The sequence below is a fragment of the Metabacillus sp. KH_069 genome (genome assembly GCF_057838075.1).
In genome coordinates this window covers 1474569-1493972 of sequence record NZ_CM174460.1, presented here as the reverse complement: position 1 = coordinate 1493972, position 19404 = coordinate 1474569, and the positions used below count along the sequence as shown (strand labels likewise).

The 19404-nt window shown below is 42.5% G+C and carries 18 protein-coding genes; 5 read left to right on the top strand and 13 right to left on the bottom strand.

The genetic code is table 11. The annotated features are described in order from the left end of the window. Positions 1-50: 50 nt before the first annotated feature. Positions 51-1142, bottom strand: coding sequence for a Gfo/Idh/MocA family protein (locus AC3ISE_RS07360; RefSeq protein ID WP_489223680.1), 1092 nt, complete (start codon positions 1140-1142; stop codon positions 51-53). Positions 1143-1558: 416 nt separating this feature from the next. On the opposite strand from AC3ISE_RS07360, the gene AC3ISE_RS07355 reads away from it, so the two are divergent. Further along, positions 1559-2080, top strand: a complete 522-nt coding sequence (locus AC3ISE_RS07355; RefSeq protein WP_489223679.1) for a sigma-70 family RNA polymerase sigma factor — start codon at positions 1559-1561, stop codon at positions 2078-2080. Then, complete coding sequence (locus tag AC3ISE_RS07350) at positions 2073-3398, top strand: DUF4179 domain-containing protein (protein WP_489223678.1); 1326 nt, start codon at positions 2073-2075, stop codon at positions 3396-3398. Before AC3ISE_RS07355 ends, AC3ISE_RS07350 begins: the two co-directional genes overlap by 8 nt. A 41-nt stretch (positions 3399-3439) precedes the next feature. Here the strand turns inward: AC3ISE_RS07350 and AC3ISE_RS07345 are convergent, their stop codons facing one another. The 6 genes from AC3ISE_RS07345 to AC3ISE_RS07320 all read right to left on the bottom strand — a co-directional run bounded on the left by AC3ISE_RS07345 (position 3440) and on the right by AC3ISE_RS07320 (position 11034). Further along, positions 3440-4165, bottom strand: a complete 726-nt coding sequence (locus tag AC3ISE_RS07345) for a Bax inhibitor-1/YccA family protein (protein WP_489223677.1) — start codon at positions 4163-4165, stop codon at positions 3440-3442. A gap of 1010 nt (positions 4166-5175) precedes the next feature. Continuing rightward, complete coding sequence (locus AC3ISE_RS07340; RefSeq protein WP_489223676.1) at positions 5176-6540, bottom strand: HAMP domain-containing sensor histidine kinase; 1365 nt, start codon at positions 6538-6540, stop codon at positions 5176-5178. Further along, positions 6537-7202, bottom strand: a complete 666-nt coding sequence (locus AC3ISE_RS07335) for a response regulator transcription factor (protein ID WP_489223675.1) — start codon at positions 7200-7202, stop codon at positions 6537-6539. The genes AC3ISE_RS07340 and AC3ISE_RS07335 overlap by 4 nt, the downstream gene beginning before the upstream one ends. 192 nt (positions 7203-7394) lie before the next feature. Next, positions 7395-8528 (bottom strand): glycerate kinase, encoded by a 1134-nt coding sequence (locus AC3ISE_RS07330; RefSeq protein ID WP_489223674.1) that lies wholly within the window; start codon positions 8526-8528, stop codon positions 7395-7397. 12 nt (positions 8529-8540) lie between these two features. Beyond that, a complete protein-coding gene (locus AC3ISE_RS07325) occupies positions 8541-9809 on the bottom strand; it encodes a GntP family permease (RefSeq protein WP_489223673.1) in 1269 nt (422 codons plus the stop codon). 124 nt (positions 9810-9933) lie between these two features. Beyond that, the gene (locus AC3ISE_RS07320) at positions 9934-11034 is read right to left on the bottom strand and encodes a CdaR family transcriptional regulator (RefSeq protein WP_489223672.1); all 1101 of its coding nucleotides are present in this window, start codon (positions 11032-11034) and stop codon (positions 9934-9936) included. 168 nt (positions 11035-11202) lie between these two features. Between AC3ISE_RS07320 and AC3ISE_RS07315 the strand changes: the two genes are divergently transcribed. Both AC3ISE_RS07315 and floT read left to right on the top strand, forming a co-directional pair. Further along, positions 11203-11748: an NfeD family protein gene (locus AC3ISE_RS07315; RefSeq protein ID WP_489223671.1), complete on the top strand. Its 546-nt coding sequence runs from the start codon at positions 11203-11205 to the stop codon at positions 11746-11748. Further along, entirely contained in the window at positions 11745-13268 is a 1524-nt protein-coding gene (gene floT / locus AC3ISE_RS07310; protein ID WP_489223670.1) for a flotillin lipid rafts scaffold protein FloT, read from the top strand. The genes AC3ISE_RS07315 and floT overlap by 4 nt, the downstream gene beginning before the upstream one ends. A 335-nt stretch (positions 13269-13603) precedes the next feature. Here floT and AC3ISE_RS07305 read toward each other — a convergent pair whose 3' ends face one another. From AC3ISE_RS07305 to AC3ISE_RS07285, 5 genes are all read right to left on the bottom strand, one after another. Continuing rightward, a complete protein-coding gene (locus AC3ISE_RS07305; RefSeq protein ID WP_083328226.1) occupies positions 13604-13708 on the bottom strand; it encodes a YjcZ family sporulation protein in 105 nt (34 codons plus the stop codon). 135 nt (positions 13709-13843) lie between these two features. Beyond that, positions 13844-14398, bottom strand: a complete 555-nt coding sequence (locus AC3ISE_RS07300) for a PepSY domain-containing protein (RefSeq protein WP_489223669.1) — start codon at positions 14396-14398, stop codon at positions 13844-13846. A 172-nt stretch (positions 14399-14570) separates the two neighbouring features. Then, positions 14571-15272: a PepSY domain-containing protein gene (locus AC3ISE_RS07295; RefSeq protein ID WP_489223668.1), complete on the bottom strand. Its 702-nt coding sequence runs from the start codon at positions 15270-15272 to the stop codon at positions 14571-14573. Between the two features lie 205 nt (positions 15273-15477). After that, a complete protein-coding gene (locus tag AC3ISE_RS07290) occupies positions 15478-16836 on the bottom strand; it encodes a sensor histidine kinase (protein ID WP_489223667.1) in 1359 nt (452 codons plus the stop codon). After that, positions 16833-17531: a response regulator transcription factor gene (locus tag AC3ISE_RS07285; RefSeq protein ID WP_489223666.1), complete on the bottom strand. Its 699-nt coding sequence runs from the start codon at positions 17529-17531 to the stop codon at positions 16833-16835. Before AC3ISE_RS07285 ends, AC3ISE_RS07290 begins: the two co-directional genes overlap by 4 nt. 117 nt (positions 17532-17648) lie before the next feature. Here AC3ISE_RS07285 and AC3ISE_RS07280 point away from each other — a divergent pair, with 117 nt between their 5' ends. Next, on the top strand, positions 17649-18473 hold the full coding sequence (locus AC3ISE_RS07280; protein ID WP_489223665.1) for a glycerophosphodiester phosphodiesterase: 825 nt from the start codon (positions 17649-17651) through the stop codon (positions 18471-18473). A gap of 41 nt (positions 18474-18514) precedes the next feature. On the opposite strand, the gene AC3ISE_RS07275 is transcribed toward AC3ISE_RS07280, so the two are convergent. Next, entirely contained in the window at positions 18515-19378 is an 864-nt protein-coding gene (locus AC3ISE_RS07275) for an STAS domain-containing protein (RefSeq protein ID WP_489223664.1), read from the bottom strand. Between the last annotated feature and the right edge of the window lie 26 nt (positions 19379-19404).

Genomic DNA, 19404 nt, shown 5'->3' with positions numbered 1-19404 from the left:
TTATTTCCTCCTGAGGGTTAGGTTATGAAATCGATTCCTAGATTAAAATACTATTCTTTTCTTTCAAAATAAACAGGTTCGCCTGTTTCGGACGATTTATAAATCGCTTCCAAAATTTCAGTTACGATAAGAGCTTGTTCAGGTTTTACAATTGGATCTTTATCTTCAATGATGGATTCAATCCATAGTCTTGCTTCAATATCTGCTTCGCTTTCAAGCTTGCCGTCAACAACGGATGCACCTGATTCATCCAAGTCCACCAACGTCGTATAAAGCTTGCCGTGCCGCTCTCCATTGATGCGCAGGCCATTATCCATATCAGCTCCGCCTTCTGTTCCCATCAGGGTGCATTTGCTTTCCCCGACATTCACGGAATTCAGTGCCCAGCTTGACTCAAGGAAGATGGTTGCTCCGTTTTGCATCGTAATATAGGCAAAAGCGGAATCTTCGACCTTGAATTTTTCAGGATCCCAAGGGCCCCAGAGATTTGCAGCATTTTCTTTTGTGCCAAGTTTATGAAAAGCTGTTCCGACAACCATTTTTGGCTCATAATTATTCATCATCCATAACGTCAGATCAAGTGCATGAGTGCCGATGTCGATTAATGGACCTCCGCCCTGCTTTTCTTTATCCAAAAACACGCCCCACGTCGGTACTGCACGTCTTCTGATGGCATGTGCTTTTGCAAAATAGATATCACCAAGCTCGCCTTCTTCACAAAGCGTTTTTAAATGCAGGCTGTCTGCCCGGTAGCGATTCTGGTAGGCAACCGATAATTTTTTGCCTGTACGCTTTGCCGTCTCAAGCATTTTTCGTGCTTCAGCAGCAGAAGTTGCCATCGGCTTTTCGCACATCACATGCTTCCCAGCCTCCAAAGCTGCAATTGAAATGTCTGAATGTGAATCATTCGGCGTACATACATGTACAACATCCACTCCAGGATTTGCAAGCAATTCTCTAAAGTCTGTGTAATGCTCGGCCATTTCTGATCCATATTGCATTTTCGCTTCAATCGCTCTTTCTTCAACGAGATCAAAGAAAGCCACCATCTGTACATTCTTCAGCCGTGCGAGAGCAGGCATATGTTTCCCGGTCGCAATTCCTCCGCACCCGATAATTCCAACTCGAACAATCGTACTCATTGTCCACCTCCGAGTTATTTCCGATTATAATTTGAAACGTTTCACATCAATTTAAAATATATGTAATAATTCCTTTATTAAATAAGCGGAATTCAATGTGAAACGTTTCGACAAATTCATTCTAACATGAAAGCGCTTTTAATAAAATAAAAATTTGAAAATATTATTCTATAAATTTATTTTTCATGTATTCTGAAAAAAACGACTGGTATTTAAAACTTTTTTCGAAGATCTCAGTCTAATGAATAGATGCAGCAAAGGATTTAGCGAAAATGCGGTTTTATTAGCGAGAGTGTAAGTTTTTTATAGCTATTTTCAGCTGATTAACCATTCATTTAGCCAGCCTGATTTCCTTTTTAATCGGGGAAATCCCAGAACGCAAACAAGATCTGCAAAACAATAAGGAGGAATCCATTTTGACAGACCCCACACTCGCGGAGAAAGCAATCAAAGGTGATGACGGGGCCTTCCTGCTTTTAATGAAGCAGCATAAGGAACAGCTTTACCGGACGGCATTTATGTATTTAAGAAATGAAACGGATGCGCTTGAAGCCGTACAGGAGGTCACCTTCCGTGCATATAAATCGCTTCATAAAGTAAAATTGCCTTCTTTCTTCACCACCTATTTGATTCGAATCCTGCTGAATTATTGTCATGATCAAATGAAGAGAAAAAAAAGAATCCAGATTAATGAGGAACTGGCTGCCTCTGGCTCAGGCACTGATTCCTTTGTTTATCTGGAAATTGAAGAGGCCCTGCTTGGACTCGATGAAAAATACCAAAATGTAATCATGATGAAATACATTCACGATCTGAAAATCAAGGACATAGCACAGCAGATGAACTGTCCCGAGAGCACAGTAAAAACCCGGCTTACTAAAGCACTGGCTTTATTGCGGCAGCAGCTTGACGAGAAAGGAGGAAATTTTCATGTTTGAAAGAGAAGAAAGCGAGTTAACAAGATTGAAGAAGAAAACAGATCAGATCAAAGTCCCCTATGACAGTCTAGATGATGCCATCATGGCAGGCTTTCAAAAAGCGAAACGAAAAAAAGTGCGGCCATCGATTAAATGGGCATCGCTTGCTGCAGCCATTTTCATCTTTGTTTTTATCACGCTAATCAGAGTTTCCCCTGCTTTTGCTGACTATGTCAGTTCAATCCCCGGCATGGAAAAAATGGTGGAAATGATCCGATACAACAAAGGATTGATGTCGGCCGTCAACAATGATTTTGCCCAGGCAATTGGGGTATCTGACAAGCACAGCGGCATTGAAATTACCCTGAATTCCGCTATTGTTGATCAAAAGAAACTGAAAATCTTTTACACGGTTCATAATTCTGCTGAAAAAGCGAAAGCGGAAATAGAAAAGATACACTTAACATCAGGATCAAAAGACCTTAATGAAAATGCCATGTTCAGTTACGGTCATATGGGAGAGCCGCTTGGAAAAGACGAGAGCTCCGATTGGTCCATTGAGTATGATTTCGTAGAGCCCATGTATCATGAAAATTTCCAGCTTGATTTAATGGTTAAAACAGAAAGACCTCTTTCTAAACCTAAGTTAGACACGTTTCAATTTTCGTTTAAGCTAGATCAGGATTTAGTAAAAGAAAAAATGAAAGTCATTCACATTAACAAGAGAATAACGGTTGATAATCAAGGCATCACGTTTAAAAAAGCAGAGATTACACCCCTTACTGCTGCACTTTACGTTGAATATGATAAACAGAATACGATGGAGCTATTTGCTTTTGAGGACATCCAGCTGACAGATGAAAAAGGAGAACCGTGGTCTCTTTTCAACAATGGACTTGTAGGAAGGGAAATTAGCGGCACAGAAAAAATCATCTTTCTTGAGAGCAACTATTTTGAAGCGCCCAAGGAACTTTACCTCGAATTCAGCAGAATACGGGGTATCAGGAAAGACGATATCGAAGTCATCGTTGATCCAGCTGAAAATATTGTCCTAGAACAGCCCCAGGATGATGTTTTCAGTTCGATTGAAGTCCTTAAAGATGAGGTTGTCTTTACCTATGATGAGGAAAGAGAAAATACAAGCATGCTCATAAATAATCTGACAGATGCAAGCGGTGCAGATGTCTATGTGACATCATCAAGTTCAGAAACGGAAACCGGTGAAAAACGATTTGCCGTACAGTTTGACAGAAGTAAAATCAAGCAGGGGCCGTTATCAATGAAATTCATCGATTCTCCCGGTTACATCGAAAAAGAAACTAAAATCCGCCTTAAATAGAAAAATGCCCGCTTAATTTTATAGAGCGGGCATTTTTTTTATTAATTCCTGCGCAATTTAGCAAGCAAACGCAAAATCTCAAGATAAAGCCAGACTAATGTGACCAGAAGGGCAAATCCTGCATACCATTCCATATGCTTTGGAAGACCAGCCTTCGATCCATTTTCAATAAAGTCGAAGTCGAGCACAAGATTCAAGGCTGCCACTATGACGATTGCGACTGAAATAAGAATGCCAATCGGAGATGCATCATGCAAAAATGGAACGGTTACGCCGAAAAAGCTAAGCACGAATGACAGCAAATACATAATCATAATCCCGCCTGTTGCAGCGAAAACTCCTAATCTGAAATTGCGTGTTACTTTGATTAAACGTGAGCGGTAAGCAAGCAATAGCGCAAGGAAAACACTGGCCGTAAGGAGCACAGCCTGCATCACGATTCCTTCATAGAGGGATGCGTAATAAGCTGAAATCCCTCCAACAAACATCCCTTCAAGCACAGCGTATACAGGCGCCAAAACTGGAGCTGTCTTTGGAACAAAGCTGACAATCAGAGCAACGATGAATCCGCCAATCGCCCCGCCGATCATAATGGCCGTCACATCCTGGCCCTGTGCACTGTAATACCAGGCTGCCCCTGCAGCAGTAATCAAAATAAACAGCAGCAAAAATGATTTATTAATTGCTCCCATCAGCGTCATCGGCTTGCTTGCGTATGATCCTTCCCGTTTTGTAAAAGCTTTTAAAGCTGGATTTGAAGTTCTCAAACGTTATCTTCCTCTCTTTGGGTTTGAATGTAATACGTTCAATCGGCCAAAAAGTTTCATGACCAAAATAGTTTGCTAGTTTCAGTATATCTTATTTCTTCGCAGGATATGAAAATCTTCTTCACTGACACTATAAAGAGAAATGAAGATTAAGTAGCAGAAGAATGAATCTTTTTTTTTTAATTCTTTTTAAATTCTCTTTAAAATCTCTTTATCTATTCTTTATATATAATCTTTCTATGCAGGTGCTCATCTTGTCACTTTTCTTGATCATTTTGATCACCTCTTGTGCTCATTTTGTCACTTTTCTTGATCATTTTGATCACCTCTTGTGCTCATTTTGTCCTTTTCTTGATCATTTTGATCACCTCTTGTGCTCATTTTGTCCTTTTCTTGATCATTTTGATCACCTCTTGTGATCATTTTGTATGAGGTAATCATTTTGATCTTTATTTGAGGTGCTCATTTTGTATTGACCTGATTATTTGTTCTTTTACCTGAGGTGCTCATTTTGAATGACCAGTATTTTGTTCTTTATTTGAGGTGCTCATTTTGTATTTGACCTGATCATTTTGTTCGTTTTTGCACCCATAACAAGAAAAGCGCAAGCTCCTTGATCAAATCCGATAGGCTGATAAGAATCCGATGGAAAAATCCTAGTCCCACCTTTTTATGTGAAAACAGGTTTAGGAATCGGATGATGAAAGATGATCGCTGCACAGAAGCGGGAAACGGGAGGTATTCTCTGCTTTCAATTTTTGGAGAAGTTATCCGTGGCATTCTTACCTCCCCTACCGTTACTCGGTTTAGCAGGGTACGATTCCGGCGTTTCCACTTGCCATTGAAGTATTACAGATATAAATTCTGATATTAGAACAAAAGCGCAAGCGCCAAGGCCCGCACCGACAGGCAGATTCGTTCTGGTTGAGAAGTTGGGCGCTTGCGCTGGAAAACGAAGCGCAATTCATATAAATATTGATACTATAAAAAAACGCCTGAAATTCAGGCGCTCATTTTTCTTTTATGATGGAGACAATCGTTCCGCTCCTATCTGAATCTATTCTGAATGCGAGATCCATTTTCCTTGTCATCATCTGGGCGATTGTCAGTCCGATGCCTGCTCCTTTATTCCCGCTGTCCTGCTGAAAGCCAGGTCCCCTGTCGCGGATTTGAATTTGCTGTCCGGCTGCCGTTTCAATAACAGCAATGCCGACATATTTGCCCTGATCTGCATGGCGAATAATATTCTGCAGCAAATTATCAAGGATTCGCTCAAGCCATTCAGGATCTGCAAACCAGTGGATTGCATCGGACTCAAGCTCGATTTCTGCCTCGAATTTATGTTCTTCAAAGACAGGATACCACTCCGCAGCCTTTTTTCTGACAAACCGGCTGAGATTGATTTCTTGCGGATAAAAATGATACTTTCCTGTTGAAAGAAGTGTATAAGAAAAGAGATTATCAATCAGCGAGCTGATAAAATCAATTTTTTCATCGATAGCCTGAACAGCCTGCAGGCCGGCTGCTGTTTCAGTCTCTTTTTTAACATTAAAAAGCTGCGCACGCATGGTGGTCAGCGGCGTTCTCAAATCATGAGAGAGGCTTGCCATTAAATCTTTGCGGATTTTCTCTTCCTTTTTCCCGCGCTCTCTGCTTTCCTCAAGTTCTTTAATCATGTGATTAAAACTTTCTTCAAGCTCTCCGATTTCATCCTTATTTGATAAAGCTATAGGGAGCGGGAGCCCTGAGTCGTCTTTTTTCTGCATCGCCTCTTTTAAACGAAGAATCCGCTTATGAAGTTTTTTGAAAAACAGCCATGACAGGAAAAAGAACAGGAGCATCATCGCAGCGAGCACAGCAAAATAAACGGCATCAAATCCATCTCCCAGCCTTTGAATCGGAGGTTCGAGCATCAGCCGTTCCACTCGGATGACCATGAATCCATTATCTTGATCCTCTCCGATAAAAGCGACCACCGTAAAAGGATCCGCATCAAAGCTGTTTTTCATAAAGGAAATCGTATAATTTGGCGTCCAAATTTGCGGAAGCTCGCCACTATAGGAAAAAATCTCTCTTGTTCTCCCCTTATTGTCTACCCAAAACAGCTCAGAACCGCGGTATTTTTCATGCAAAGCTTCCAGTTTGTCCGCAATTTCTTGATCATCTGCCCCTTCAAGCTTCCCGGCTTCTTCATGCCACATCTCAGTGAGTTCATTGTAGCCGTCAAAAGGATGCTGCGTTTCTTTTTCAACCTGCAGAAAAACTCCCGGTATATAAACAAGCGTGGATGCCAGGGCAAAAGAAACGGGAATAAAAAGAACAGCTGCAAGAATGATAGAAAGGTATTTGAACTGCAGCGATTTGTGCCAGTTCATCCTCTCACCCTGTAGCCGACTCCCCTGACCGTTTCAATGATCTCAGGCTCAGAAGGATTCTTCTCGATTTTTTCGCGCAAATAGCGAATATGGACCATCAGTGTCTTGTCTCCATCTAAAAACGGCTCGCCCCATACATGCTCAAACAGCTGTTCTTTCGTCAGGATTTGATTGAGATGCTGCAGGAAGCAGGTGAAAATATGATATTGCTTTCCTGTTAAGATTATTTCATCGCCCGTGTCGGCATTCACAATGGAGCGGTTCGCCTGATCAATTTCCAGGTGTTTGAGCATCATTTTTCCTGATGTATGCTTTTGATACCTTCTCAACTGCACTTCAACCCTTTTAACAAGCTCCTCGGGGTGAAACGGCTTTGTCAGATAATCATCTGCGAACTCAAGCCCCTCAAGCTTATCATCGATGGATGTTCTGGCAGACAGCATCAGGATTGGGGTATCCGGGTTTTTCTTTTTAAATCTTCTTCCTAAAGAAAAACCATCAAGCCCAGGAAGCATGACATCAAGAATAAGCAAATCAGCCCTTTTATCCTCTTGCAATGACAGTCCTGAAGTCAGCCACTCAACGGAATACCCTTTTTGCAGCAGCTCATCTTTCACCCAGCTGCCGATTTCGAGATCATCTTCTATGTATAAAATATTCACTTAATTTCATCTCCTCATCTCCCATGTTACAAAATATGGATGGCAATGAAAAGAGAGAATGAGGATTTATTAGATTTGCAGAAAAATAGCCGATTCATGGATATCTATAAATGCAGAAATTTGCGTAAAGACAGCCTGCTGAATTGAGAATAGCAAAAAACCGGTTTTAGATCGTGCTAACCGGTTTTCCCCTTATTTTTTCAAATTTAACACCCGGCCAAGATTGGCCATCAAATTCTCTACAAAAATTGGTCCCTTTTGCAGTGCTTCTTCTAATGTTACAATTCCCGGGACGATGGAAAAAACAGAATCAATTCCCTCGTCATGCACGCTTTCATACCCATCGCCGATTGACCCTGCAATCGCAATAACAGGGATATTCAGCTTTTTTGCAAGCTTTGATACACCGACAGGCGTTTTGCCGTGTATGGTTTGTCCGTCGATTCTGCCTTCACCAGTTATGACAAGATCAGCTTCCGACATGTGTTTTTCAAGCTGCACGGTTTCTATGACAATGCTGGCTCCGCGCTTTAAATTCGCATTCAAAAAGGCAAGCAGCCCCGCTCCCAGTCCTCCTGCTGCACCGGATCCTTCTCTTTTTTCAACATCCATGCCCGTTTCTTTTAGAATGAGAGAAGCATAATGTGAGAGGTTCTGATCTAGTACAGCAACTGTTTCATCTGTTGCTCCTTTTTGGGGACCGAATATGGCAGACGCACCGTTCGGCCCTGTCAAGGGATTATCGACATCACAGGCTACATCAATGGCTACACCTGATAATTCTTTCATCATTCCTGAAACATCAATTCTTGCAAGCTTTGATAAGGCGCCTCCGCCATTCGGTAAGTCTGCTCCCTCTTCATCAAGGAATTTCACTCCCAGTGCCTGAGCCATGCCCATGCCGCCGTCATTAGTTGCACTTCCACCAATGCCGATAATCAAATGCTCTGCCCCTTTTTGCACAGCATCTTTTATAAGCTCGCCAGTACCTGCTGTTGTCGTCATTAGCGGATTTCTTCTTTCGGGCGGCACTAGATGAAGCCCTGAAGCAGCCGCCATTTCAATGACAGCTGTCTTCCTATCTCCAAGCCAGCCGTATCCAGCTTCAACTGGAAGACCTAGAGGACCTGTCACGGTAAGGGAGGTAAAGGTTCCGCCTGTAGCATCCACCAATGCCTGTACAGTTCCTTCGCCCCCATCGGCCATTGGAATTTTCACCGTCTGAACTTCAGGCAAGGACCGTCTTAATCCGCGTTCTATCGCTTCACATACTTCGAGCGCCGTCATGCTTTCTTTAAATGAATCTGGTGCTATCACAATCTTCAACTTTTTCAGCTCCTATCCGAACAGTTTTAATACGCCAAATATTAAGGTAGAGATAACCGCCAGTGTGAATCCGACAAGAGATTCATAGGGAATCAGCTTCATTCTTTCTTTCATTCCCATAAAAACACTTCCTCCTGTTGCGTGAAAAAAGCTACCGTGGGGAAGATGGTCAAGCACAGTAGCTCCTGCATGCACCATGGCTGCTCCTGCAAGGCCGGAAATCCCGATTTCCATGATTGTCGGAGCAAAAACACTGCTTGCTACTGCTGTGCCCGCTGTTGTCGAGGCAGTAGCCATTGACATGAAAATTCCTGATGCCGGAGCCAGAATAAATGCCGGCAGTCCGGAAGCGTTCAAACCTGCTACAATAACATCCTTAAGACCTGAATTCGCAATAATTCCTGCAAGCGTCCCTGTTCCGATAAGCATGATCGCCACACCAGACATTTTCAAAAGCCCTGAAGTGGCATAATCGGTTAAGCGGATAACGTTCTTTGTCGCGATTGCTCCAATGATGCCCCCAAGAGGCAAAGCGATAATCGGATCGACCGCAAGATCAAAAATTGGTCTTAACGCAAGCAATAAGATGGCTGCAAGCGGACCGCTGATGGCTGCTGCAAAAGAAGGAAGATGGCCTCCATCCTGAGACGTAATTTCTTCAGCTTTTACCTGTTCACCTTTTAAAACCATTCTTTTGGCTAAAACATATGTGACAATGACACCAAAAACCGCAGGTATGATGCCAGCTGCCATCACGGATGTAAGCGGCACGTCAAATGCATCTGCTGCCGCAATCGTATTTGGATTTGGCGACATGATATTTCCTGCCTTCCCTCCACCGATCATCGCAAGCAAAATCGCCGGCTTAGAGAGCTTGGCTCTTTGTGCAATGGCAAGAGCGATCGGTGCAACGGTAATAACAGCTACATCTATAAAGACACCGACCATTGTTAAAAGCATCGTTGCTATTACGAGGGCAAGCAGTGAGCGTTTTTCACCTATTTTCTTAATGATTGTATCTGCGATCACTGAGGCAGAACCTGATTCAATCAGCACGCCTGCAAGAACGCCTGCAGCTAAAATTCTAAGAACAGCCGGCGTGATATCCTTGGCGCCGGTGATCATTAATTCTACGGTTTCCGTCAGATTGACTCCTCCAAGAAGGCCGCCTGCCAGCGCGCCTGCCATCATGCCGTATGCTGGAGGAACTTTCTTTAAGATGAGAACGATCGCAACAATCAGCGCGCACACCGCACCGAAAGCGCTTACTTGAATATCCAATGGTGTATCCCCCTTTGTAAGTGTTTCAATAAATATAATTGTAATCGCTTACTAAAAAGGAATCATTGTCACGGCTGACAAAAAAAGAAGGCAATAATCGGACTTATTTGTGCAAATGCACAGCTTAAGTCACCATTATTGCCGCATAAAGGGTCATTAAATCCAGCGTCTTCCGAGGATTATAGGATGTTATTTCTTCAATTTTATCAAGCCGGTATCTGAGAGTGTTTCTATGGATAAATAGCTCCTCAGCTGTTTTATTCATGTCTCCGTCAAACTGAATAAATGCTCTTAAGGTATGCAGCAGCTCTCCATTCCGGTCTGACTGCAGGAATATGTTCATCGTATGTTTAAATAGCTCATGTTTCGTTTCGTCTTTCTTATTTCTGAGCAGAACGGAAAGCGCCCAATCTGTATATATGTAGAAATAACCGTCAGCACAGTATTTTCTTGCAGCATCCAGGGTTTCTTTTGCACTCTCATAAGAAAGTGATACACCGCAAAATCCTTCGTACTGATAACCAAGAGCACCGTAAATACCAAGATTCATTCTTACCAGCATTTCATTCATTTTATCTTGAACAACAGATGACCGAACAACTTTGCTTTCTACCAGCCAGACTATTTCTGAAGCAGAAGTTGTTACGATTAAATCATTTTTTCCGGCTCTATGCTCCAGTTCTCTCATAAAGAGCTGCCTCTTCTTTAAAGGAATTTCTTCAGGAAGGCGAAAAAGAACAGCCTGTCTTTCTGTGGAAATGTTCAGATTCAGGCGTTCTGCCCGTTCTTTAAATTCAGCTGTCTGCTGATTACCGCCTTTTAGGAGCTGAATAAGCGTTTCTTGCTTTAATGCTTCATTCCACCTCATTTGATCTGATAAATAAGCTTGTTCTATTGTAAGCTCAGCCGCCATTTTTACAAGCTCTCCAAACGGAGCGACAACTGATGGATCACCTGTGATGCCGATCACGCCGATTAATTCCTGATGAAAAAAAATCGGCAAATTGACTCCCTGCTTCGTCCGCGGATAATTTCTGCTGTCCTGCTCTGTAAACACAACCTTTTCTCCTGTCTCCAGAACCTTCAGTGCTCCGTGATGTTCATCCCCAAGTCGTGCATGATCACCAGAGCCGATTAAGATTCCATCCTTGTCCATGACATTGATATTGTAGGGAATAATGGACATCGTTCTTGCGACAATCTCTTTTGCGAGTTTTTCATTCATTACAGATTCACCTGCTGATCGTTTTCTTAAATTCTATCATTCAATGAATAAATGGCAATGATTCAATTTTTCCAAAAAGATGAAACTTTCCGCCTATTAAGTCGTATAAGTAAGTGGGACCCAAAGAAAGGACATTTTTCCAAAAAAAGAAAGAGAGAGGGTGATAACTTGTTTGGTTACCCGATTGAAACCATTTATTTAATCGGACTGATTACTGCCGGAAGCTTGACCTTGCTGTTTGTCTTTTTTGGAGACGCCATAGAAGGCATCACCGAAGGTATTCCGTTTTTAAGCCCGACGCTTGTCCTCGCATTTATGACATTCTTTTTTGCCTGCGGATACATTCTTGAAATGACCGCCCTGTTTTCAATGTTTCTTTCCGTACTAATTTCCATCTTCAGTTCAGCAATTCTAGTTACTCTGCTTCACATCTTTGTATTCGTTCCGCTTTCTTCAGCAGAGGAATCCCTTTCTTATCATGAATCAGAGCTTAAAGGCCGCATCGGCCATGTGATTACATCCATCCCGGTTGATGGATTCGGTGAAGTGCTGCTCGCAAGCAGTGTCGGCTCCATCTCTAAAACGGCCGCAAGCTTTGATAATACCCCAATCCCAAGCGGAACAAAGATTTTAGTCATTGAAAGCAAAAACAGCATCGCATTTGTCACATCGTATCAGCCATTTGAAGACACACTTAAGGGGGACACATTATGACCATGCCAATCATTATTGTTTTATGCATTGTCTTTTTCATTCTCATTGCTTTAATCGCTGTATTTGTTACGAAATACCGGACAGCAGGGCCAGATGAGGCACTTATTGTAACGGGAAGCTATCTTGGAACCAAAAACGTCCATACAGATGAAAACAGCAACAAGATTAAAATCGTCCGCGGGGGCGGAACGTTCGTGCTGCCTGTCTTTCAGCAAGCAGAACCGCTCAGCCTGCTTTCAAGCAAACTTGATGTATCGACGCCTGAAGTCTACACCGAGCAGGGAGTTCCCGTCATGGCAGACGGAACGGCGATCATTAAAATCGGCGGTTCAATCGGAGAGATTGCAACAGCTGCTGAACAATTTCTCGGGAAATCAAAAACAGACCGTGAGCAGGAAGCCCGAGAGGTTCTAGAAGGCCACCTCCGCTCGATTCTCGGCTCAATGACCGTTGAGGAAATCTACAAAAACCGTGAAAAGTTCTCTCAGGAAGTACAGCGCGTAGCCTCTCAGGATCTGGCGAAAATGGGGCTTGTCATTGTATCCTTCACCATTAAAGATGTCCGTGATAAGAATGGCTATCTTGACTCTTTAGGAAAACCGAGAATTGCCCAGGTCAAGCGCGATGCTGACATTGCGACAGCTGAAGCTGAAAAAGAAACCCGGATCAAACGGGCAGAAGCAGCAAAAGAGGCGAAAAAATCGGAGCTTGAGCGCGCAACGGAAATTGCGGAAGCAGAGAAGCTGAATCAGCTGAAAATGGCGGAATACCGGAGAGATCAGGATACAGCAAAAGCAAATGCCGATCAGGCCTATGACCTGGAAACGGCAAAAGCGAGACAGCATGTTACCGAACAGGAAATGCAAGTTAAAATCATTGAACGTCAAAAGCAAATTGAACTCGAAGAAAGAGAAATTCGGCGCCGCGAACTTCAGTATGATTCTGAAGTGAAGAAAAAAGCAGATGCTGACCGCTACTCCGTTGAACAGGCCGCAGCTGCTGAAAAAGCAAAACAGCTTGCAGATGCAGATGCAAATCAGTACCGAATTGAAGCTTTGGCAAGAGCTGAGGCAGAGAGAATCCGCATGGACGGATTAGCAAAAGCCGAAGCACAGCGAGCACAAGGGGAAACAGAGGCTGAAGTCATCCGCCTGAAAGGGATCGCTGAGGCTGTCGCCAAAGAAAAAATTGCCGAAGCATTTGAACAATACGGCCAGGCTGCGATATTGGATATGATTGTGAAAATGCTGCCTGAATACGCAAAGCAAGTTGCAGCTCCGCTTTCCAACATTGATAAAATTACAGTCGTCGACACCGGCGGAAGCGGGGAAAACAGCGGTGCCAATAAAGTCACCAGCTATGCGACTAATCTGATGAGCTCTCTTCAGGAAAGTCTGAAAGCATCCTCGGGCATTGACATAAAGGACCTGATTGAAAATTACTCGGGCAAAGGCAATATTAAGCAAAGCATCGATCAGCTCTCATTGAATCAAAAGAGAGACATAGATCCAAAAGAATAGAGCTTCTAGACGCTTGGAAACCATCCAGGCGTTTTTACATTGTAAGGGAAATGATTAATAAAAAGGAAATGTCTATGAGCATCAAGTCTGCATCGTTTTTAGGCAAAAAAAGATCGCATGCTGTTTTCAGCATGCGCAAGCAGGAAGAGGTGTCTTACAAATATGAGGATTCTGAGAAAAGCATCTTCCTCATAAGACATCTTATTCACCCTTCTATTAGTTCGCATGTGTGTTTGTCCAAGACGCGTAAATTTTGTCGAAAATCATCAAACACCCTAATGCGTTATATGTAAAAAAGGAGCCCCTGATTTATCATCAGAAGCTCCCGGCTATTATTAGTATCCGCCGTTGCCGCCGTAGAATGAAGCTCCTACGATGATTAAAAGAATAAATAATACGACTACCAGCGCGAAGCCATTGTTGTTGTTTCCACCAGACATTTCTCTTCCTCCATTTCACGTCTTAGTCACTTTCCTTATCAAAATATGTAAATTACTAGGAATTGACATAGGACAAGAGTGGAGTTTCATCAAAAACCCTCAAATGGCCTAAGCACATTTGAGGGTTCTTTTCTATTAATCTTCATTTTCCCATTCTGTTTTTAAAACATTCCCGGTTTCTGCCGAAATTTCGACTTCTGCTTCTTTGCCGTTTTCACCTTGAATTTCAAAATTGTAGACTGCTTTTCCGTCTTCATTCTCAAGCTCAGCTTCTTCAACCGTTCCTTTTGCCTCTTTTAAAGCGATTTTCGTTGCTTCTTCAAGACTGATTTTCACCTTTTTTGAATCAATGTTTGAATCATCGCTGTCATCATCCTGATTATTGTCCTGTTTCTTTTTCGTGATTTCGCCTGAGTCCGCATTTACGTGAAAATCATAGTCTTTTCCGCCTGACTTCACTTCGATGTCATATACCCAGACACCTGATTCACGCTCAAGGTCCATTTCTGAAATACTGCCTTTTTGTTCTTTCAGGACGATTTCTTTTGCCTGTTCGTAGCTGATTTTCAGATTTTGCTCTTCTGCCTTTTTCTCTGCCTGGGCACGGTCATTCGGTCCGATAAACTGTGATCCTGCCCCAATTCCGCCAATGACAAGTGCTCCTGTTAATAATGCTGTTGTTAATTTCATGTTTTATTCCTCCTTGTTTTTCTCTTACACCCTTATCTTAGACCTCTAAAATGATAAAAAAGAGATAGAAACATTAGAAAACGATGAGAAAAACATGAAATGCTTATCATTTAGCCCTATCTATCCCCAAACAATAAAAAAAACACCTTCTGACAAAATCAAAAGATGTTTTTCAGTCTTCTTCATTTTCAATGGCTACAGATAAAATTTCACCTGTAAATGCGTCAATTTGGATGGTTGCTTCCTGCTGTCCTGCTTCGATTTCGACTTCATAGAATACACTGCCATCCTCTTCTTCTAGATCAATATCTTCTATTTTCCCTTTCACTTCAGCCAATGCGATTTTTTCTGCTTGTTCTTCTGTTAATTTGACCGGCTGTTTGGTTTTTTCAATGCTGCTTTTGTCCTCTGAAGTAATTTCCCCGCTGTCAGCATTCATTTCTACTTTAATTTCTTCTGTTTTTGTCAGCAATGTGATGCTGTAGGTTTTTCCCTGTAAAGTCATAGTTTGAACAGTCCCGCTGTAGGTTTCCTCGGCAAGCTTTTTCGCTTCTGCTTCTGTCAGTGCCGGTTCTTTCTCACTTTCAAGATCTGCCTTCTTTACCTGCTTCAAGTTTTGAATGCTGCCCGTTGCGGCATCTACCTCGAGCGTATATAATCCCTTCTTTTCTTCAAGCTCCACCTGATAGACTTCTCCGCCATCTGATTGAGTTAACACCATTTCTTTAATTGTTCCCGTATAGTGCGCTTCTACTAGATTTCGGGCTTCTGCTTCGGTTACCTTCACATCACCCTTCATGGCAGAAGCAATCCCGATGATTCCAATGACGCCAATGATCACAAGCACACTGATGATGGTCCATTTTCTGTTCATGATTCCCTCCTATTATTCAACCCCTGAAATCATCTTACCTCTTCAAGATTAAAACTTCATGAGAATGTAAGAAAAGCGGAATCGCCCGTTCAGCTCAGGCATGACACATAACAATCCGGCAGAAAAGGCGCTTTTTGCCAATACTTTCGGATCCGTTCTGGCCGAGGAGCCTGAGCGATTCCGCTCGCCATCGAAGCGCAAAATTTTATACTTTCTTATCTATCAAAAAAAGATGAACAGCAGTCCCCTTTCCCTCTGTGCTTTCGATGGAAATCTCTCCTCCATGGGCATGAACAATTTTCCGGGCAATGGAAAGACCAAGCCCTGTCCCTCCTGTTTCTCTGTTTCGCGCTTTATCCACTCTGAAAAAACGGTCGAATACATGCTGAAGATCCTCAGCCGGAATGCCAATGCCCTGATCGGCAATCGAAAGATGCACCCTCCCATTCTCCCGTTCAGCTGTACATGTGATGCTCTTTGAACTGTACTTCATCGCATTATCGAACAAAATAAAAAGCAGCTGTTTCATTTTCAGCTCGTCTGCAAAGATAAACAACTCTTTTTTATCAAAATAAAAGTCAATATGACGGTTGTAGACCTGCTCGATTGTTCGTCCTGACTGCTGACAAAGAGAAACAAGATCGATTTTTTCTGCGTTCAACTGCATACGTGCATCATTTTCTGCGAGCTGAAGTAGCTGCCCGGTCATTTCTTTCATCCTCACTGCTTCAGAGTAAATGGCTTCTACAGATTCTTCCATAACTTCCGGTTTTGTGGTCCCCCATCGTTTCAGCAAGTTTGCATAGCTTTCAATGATTGTTAAAGGGGTTTTCAATTCATGTGACGCATCGGAAATGAACTGCTGCTGTTTTTCAAAATTTGTCTGAAGCAGATCGATCATATTATTGAACGTATTTGTCATCTGATGCAGCTCATCCTTGGAATGGCGGCTGACTTCAATTTTTTTAAAGGTTTCCTTTTTTTCAATTTCCTCCATTGTCCCTATTAATGAATGGATTGGCTTTAGAATCATCCTGCTCAGCATTCTTCCTGCAAGGAAGGAAGGCAGCAATACTAGAAGCGAAGCGATTGCCAGGACGATTTTCAATACATTCATATTTTCATTCACATTCTCAAGGTTTTCGGTTACCTCTAGCTGAACGACTTCCCCATTGCTCCAAATTACCGGAACAGCAGCCTTCGCAAAAGAAAGTCCTTCAGCCTTGACGACTTCGCTGCTTTCAGATGAGCGAAATTCCGGAGACAGGATGTTTCGATAATCTGCATTTTTTGAAACAGCTAAAATCTGTTTTGATTGTTCATTAATAATTCGGATCATCCCGTCAGCAGGCAAATAAGCTCTTAAAAGGTCTGATGAGTTCACCGGCTGGTTTTCACCCTGTCTTATGGCTCCTGCAATGGCTTCAGCATGCAGCTTCACCCGGTCAAGCTCGCTGTTTTGAGTCATCGTCAAAAACAAAAAATAGATGGCAGCATTAATCGCAAGAACGATAATCAGCATCCAGACCGTTGAGAACAGCTGAATTTTATGGTTGATTTTCATGATGCGGGCTCCTTGATTGAGTATCCGACACCTCTGGCTGTGTGAATAAGGGCAAAATCAAACGCACTGTCTACTTTTTTCCGTAAATAACGGATATACACATCAACGACATTTGTATCTCCGTAATAGTCGTATCCCCACACTCCGTTCAGGATCTGCTCCCGGTTCAGCACCTGATTTTTATGGCTCAGCAAATAAACAAGCAAATCAAATTCCCGGGGTGTCAATTCAATTTCTGCCTCTCCCCGCCTTACTTCCCTTGTTTTTTCATTCACAGTCAGATCAGCCGCCTGCAATATTCCTTCGTCCTCAGCTGAACGAATCGGTTTGCTTGTCCGCAGGCAAACCCTTATTCTCGCCAGCAATTCTTCTATTTGAAAGGGTTTTGTTATGTAATCATTCGCACCCTGATCAAGGCCGCTCACTTTATCAGGAATCGAATCGCGTGCTGTCAAAAGAATAACAGGAGTTTCCAGATCATTTGCACGAAGCCTTCTAAGCACCTCAATGCCTGTTAAACCAGGGAGCATCACATCAAGGAGGATTAAATTCCAGGAAGCTGAACGAATTTGTTCAAGCGCATCCAGACCATTGTGAACGGAGTGGACCGAATACCCTTCAAACTCAAGCTCCAGCTTCAGCACTCTGGCAATCTTCACTTCATCTTCTACAATCAAGATTTTTGTTTTCTCCATAACTGCCTCCCTGACACCGTTTTTACTTGCAGTATATCATGATTCTATCCTTCCTGTTGGCATTGATTCATAAACTGGGGTACTATGAAAAGACAAGCCGACCGGGGGTGTATATTTATGGAAACCATCATTATTATCATTGCAATATGTATACTGACAGCCATTCTTTTTTTAAAAAAAGCAGCGTCACAAAAAGGTGCAGGACGCTCAATGCTGACCGTTGCCCACAGAGGGGCCTCAGGCTATGCACCGGAAAATACGATTGCATCCTACGATAAAGCGATCGAAATGAAAGCTGATTTTATTGAAATTGACCTGCAAGTAAGTCAAGATGGCCGATTAATGGTCATTCACGATGAATCCGTTGAAAGAACAACGAATGGAAAAGGCAACGTCCGCGATCTCACAGTTAATGAGCTCCGGACACTCGATGCCGGAAGCTGGTTTCACGAGTCGTTTGCAGGACAAAAAATCCCGACCTTTGATGAGGTGCTCGACCGCTATAGTGAAAAATGCGGACTGCTCATTGAGCTGAAAAGCCCTGCCTTGTATCCAGGCATTGAGCAGAAAGTCTACGATGCTTTAGCAAGCAGAGGCCTGATTGAAAATCGGCAGACACATGTCATTGTCCAATCATTCGATACCAATTCGATGAAACGATTTCATGAAATCGCACCAACGATTCCAATCGGAGTCCTTGTAAAATTCACGCCAAAAGGAATATCGAACACACAGCTCGAGGAATTCAAGACCTATGCAAACTATGTGAATCCTAACAGACGCCTCGTTACAAAAAAACTAATCGCGCGTATTCATGAACACGACATGAAAATCATTCCGTATACGATTCGCGACCGTAAAACAGCAAAAGCTTTTATGCTGCTGGATTTGGACGGGATTACAACGGATTTTCCTGATTATATTAAAGCTCAAAAAGCATGAGGCTGCCCTTCATGCTTTTCTTTATGAAATAATCAGATCGTTTATTCGCTTCGATTCAACGTAAAGCCTATGCGATGCAGGATCTCTTCCAGATTCCCGCCTATCATGACATCCTTCAGATCTAAATTAAGCTGCACAGCTTTCATCGCTAAATCCGGCCGAATTCCTGTCAAAGCAGGAGTTACTCCGATCAGCTTCAGCATCTGCACAAGATTTAACAAATGAAAACTAACGTCATCATTCATTTGTAGTATGCCTGATAAATCGATTATCAAGTATTGCAGAGATAATTCTGAACTTGAGGAAAGAGCCGTATGAATGATTTTTTCAGCCCGGTATTCGCTGATATCACCAATGATCGGAAGGATTGCAACTCCCTTGGTAATCGGGACAATCGGGGCTGAAAGATGAATAATTTCTTTGTTGGCATTATCAAGCTCCAAGACATACGACAGCAGGGATGCCATCGTTTCAAATAGATCGACATGCTTGTCTGTAAAAGCAAAAGGCTTCGCATCAAGACCGCAAATGGTTCCGTAATTTTCACCATTTTCATAGAAAATCGGAATTCCGATAAAGCAGCCGCCGCCTAAATTTTTCGTCACATCCAAATCTTTTGTCAGATCACTGCCGGCTAAATCAGAAATGATCAGTACCTCTCTTCCCTTATCAACGCTCAATTTGCAAAACGTTTCTTTAAAAGGAAGCTCTGAGCCTTCTTCTAAAAGCGTCAATTCCTGATTCAGAACTTTCACAATCTCATTTTTATGACGATCATTTTTCGCAATGAACAAAGTATTAATTTCAATAAATTGGCTCATCATCTTAAGAATGCTTTCAGAAGCTTCATCAAAATTACGATATTTTTTTATTGGAGTACTTAAACCTAAAAGCATTTCTGACATCTATTTTTTCCAGCCTTTCTGATGAT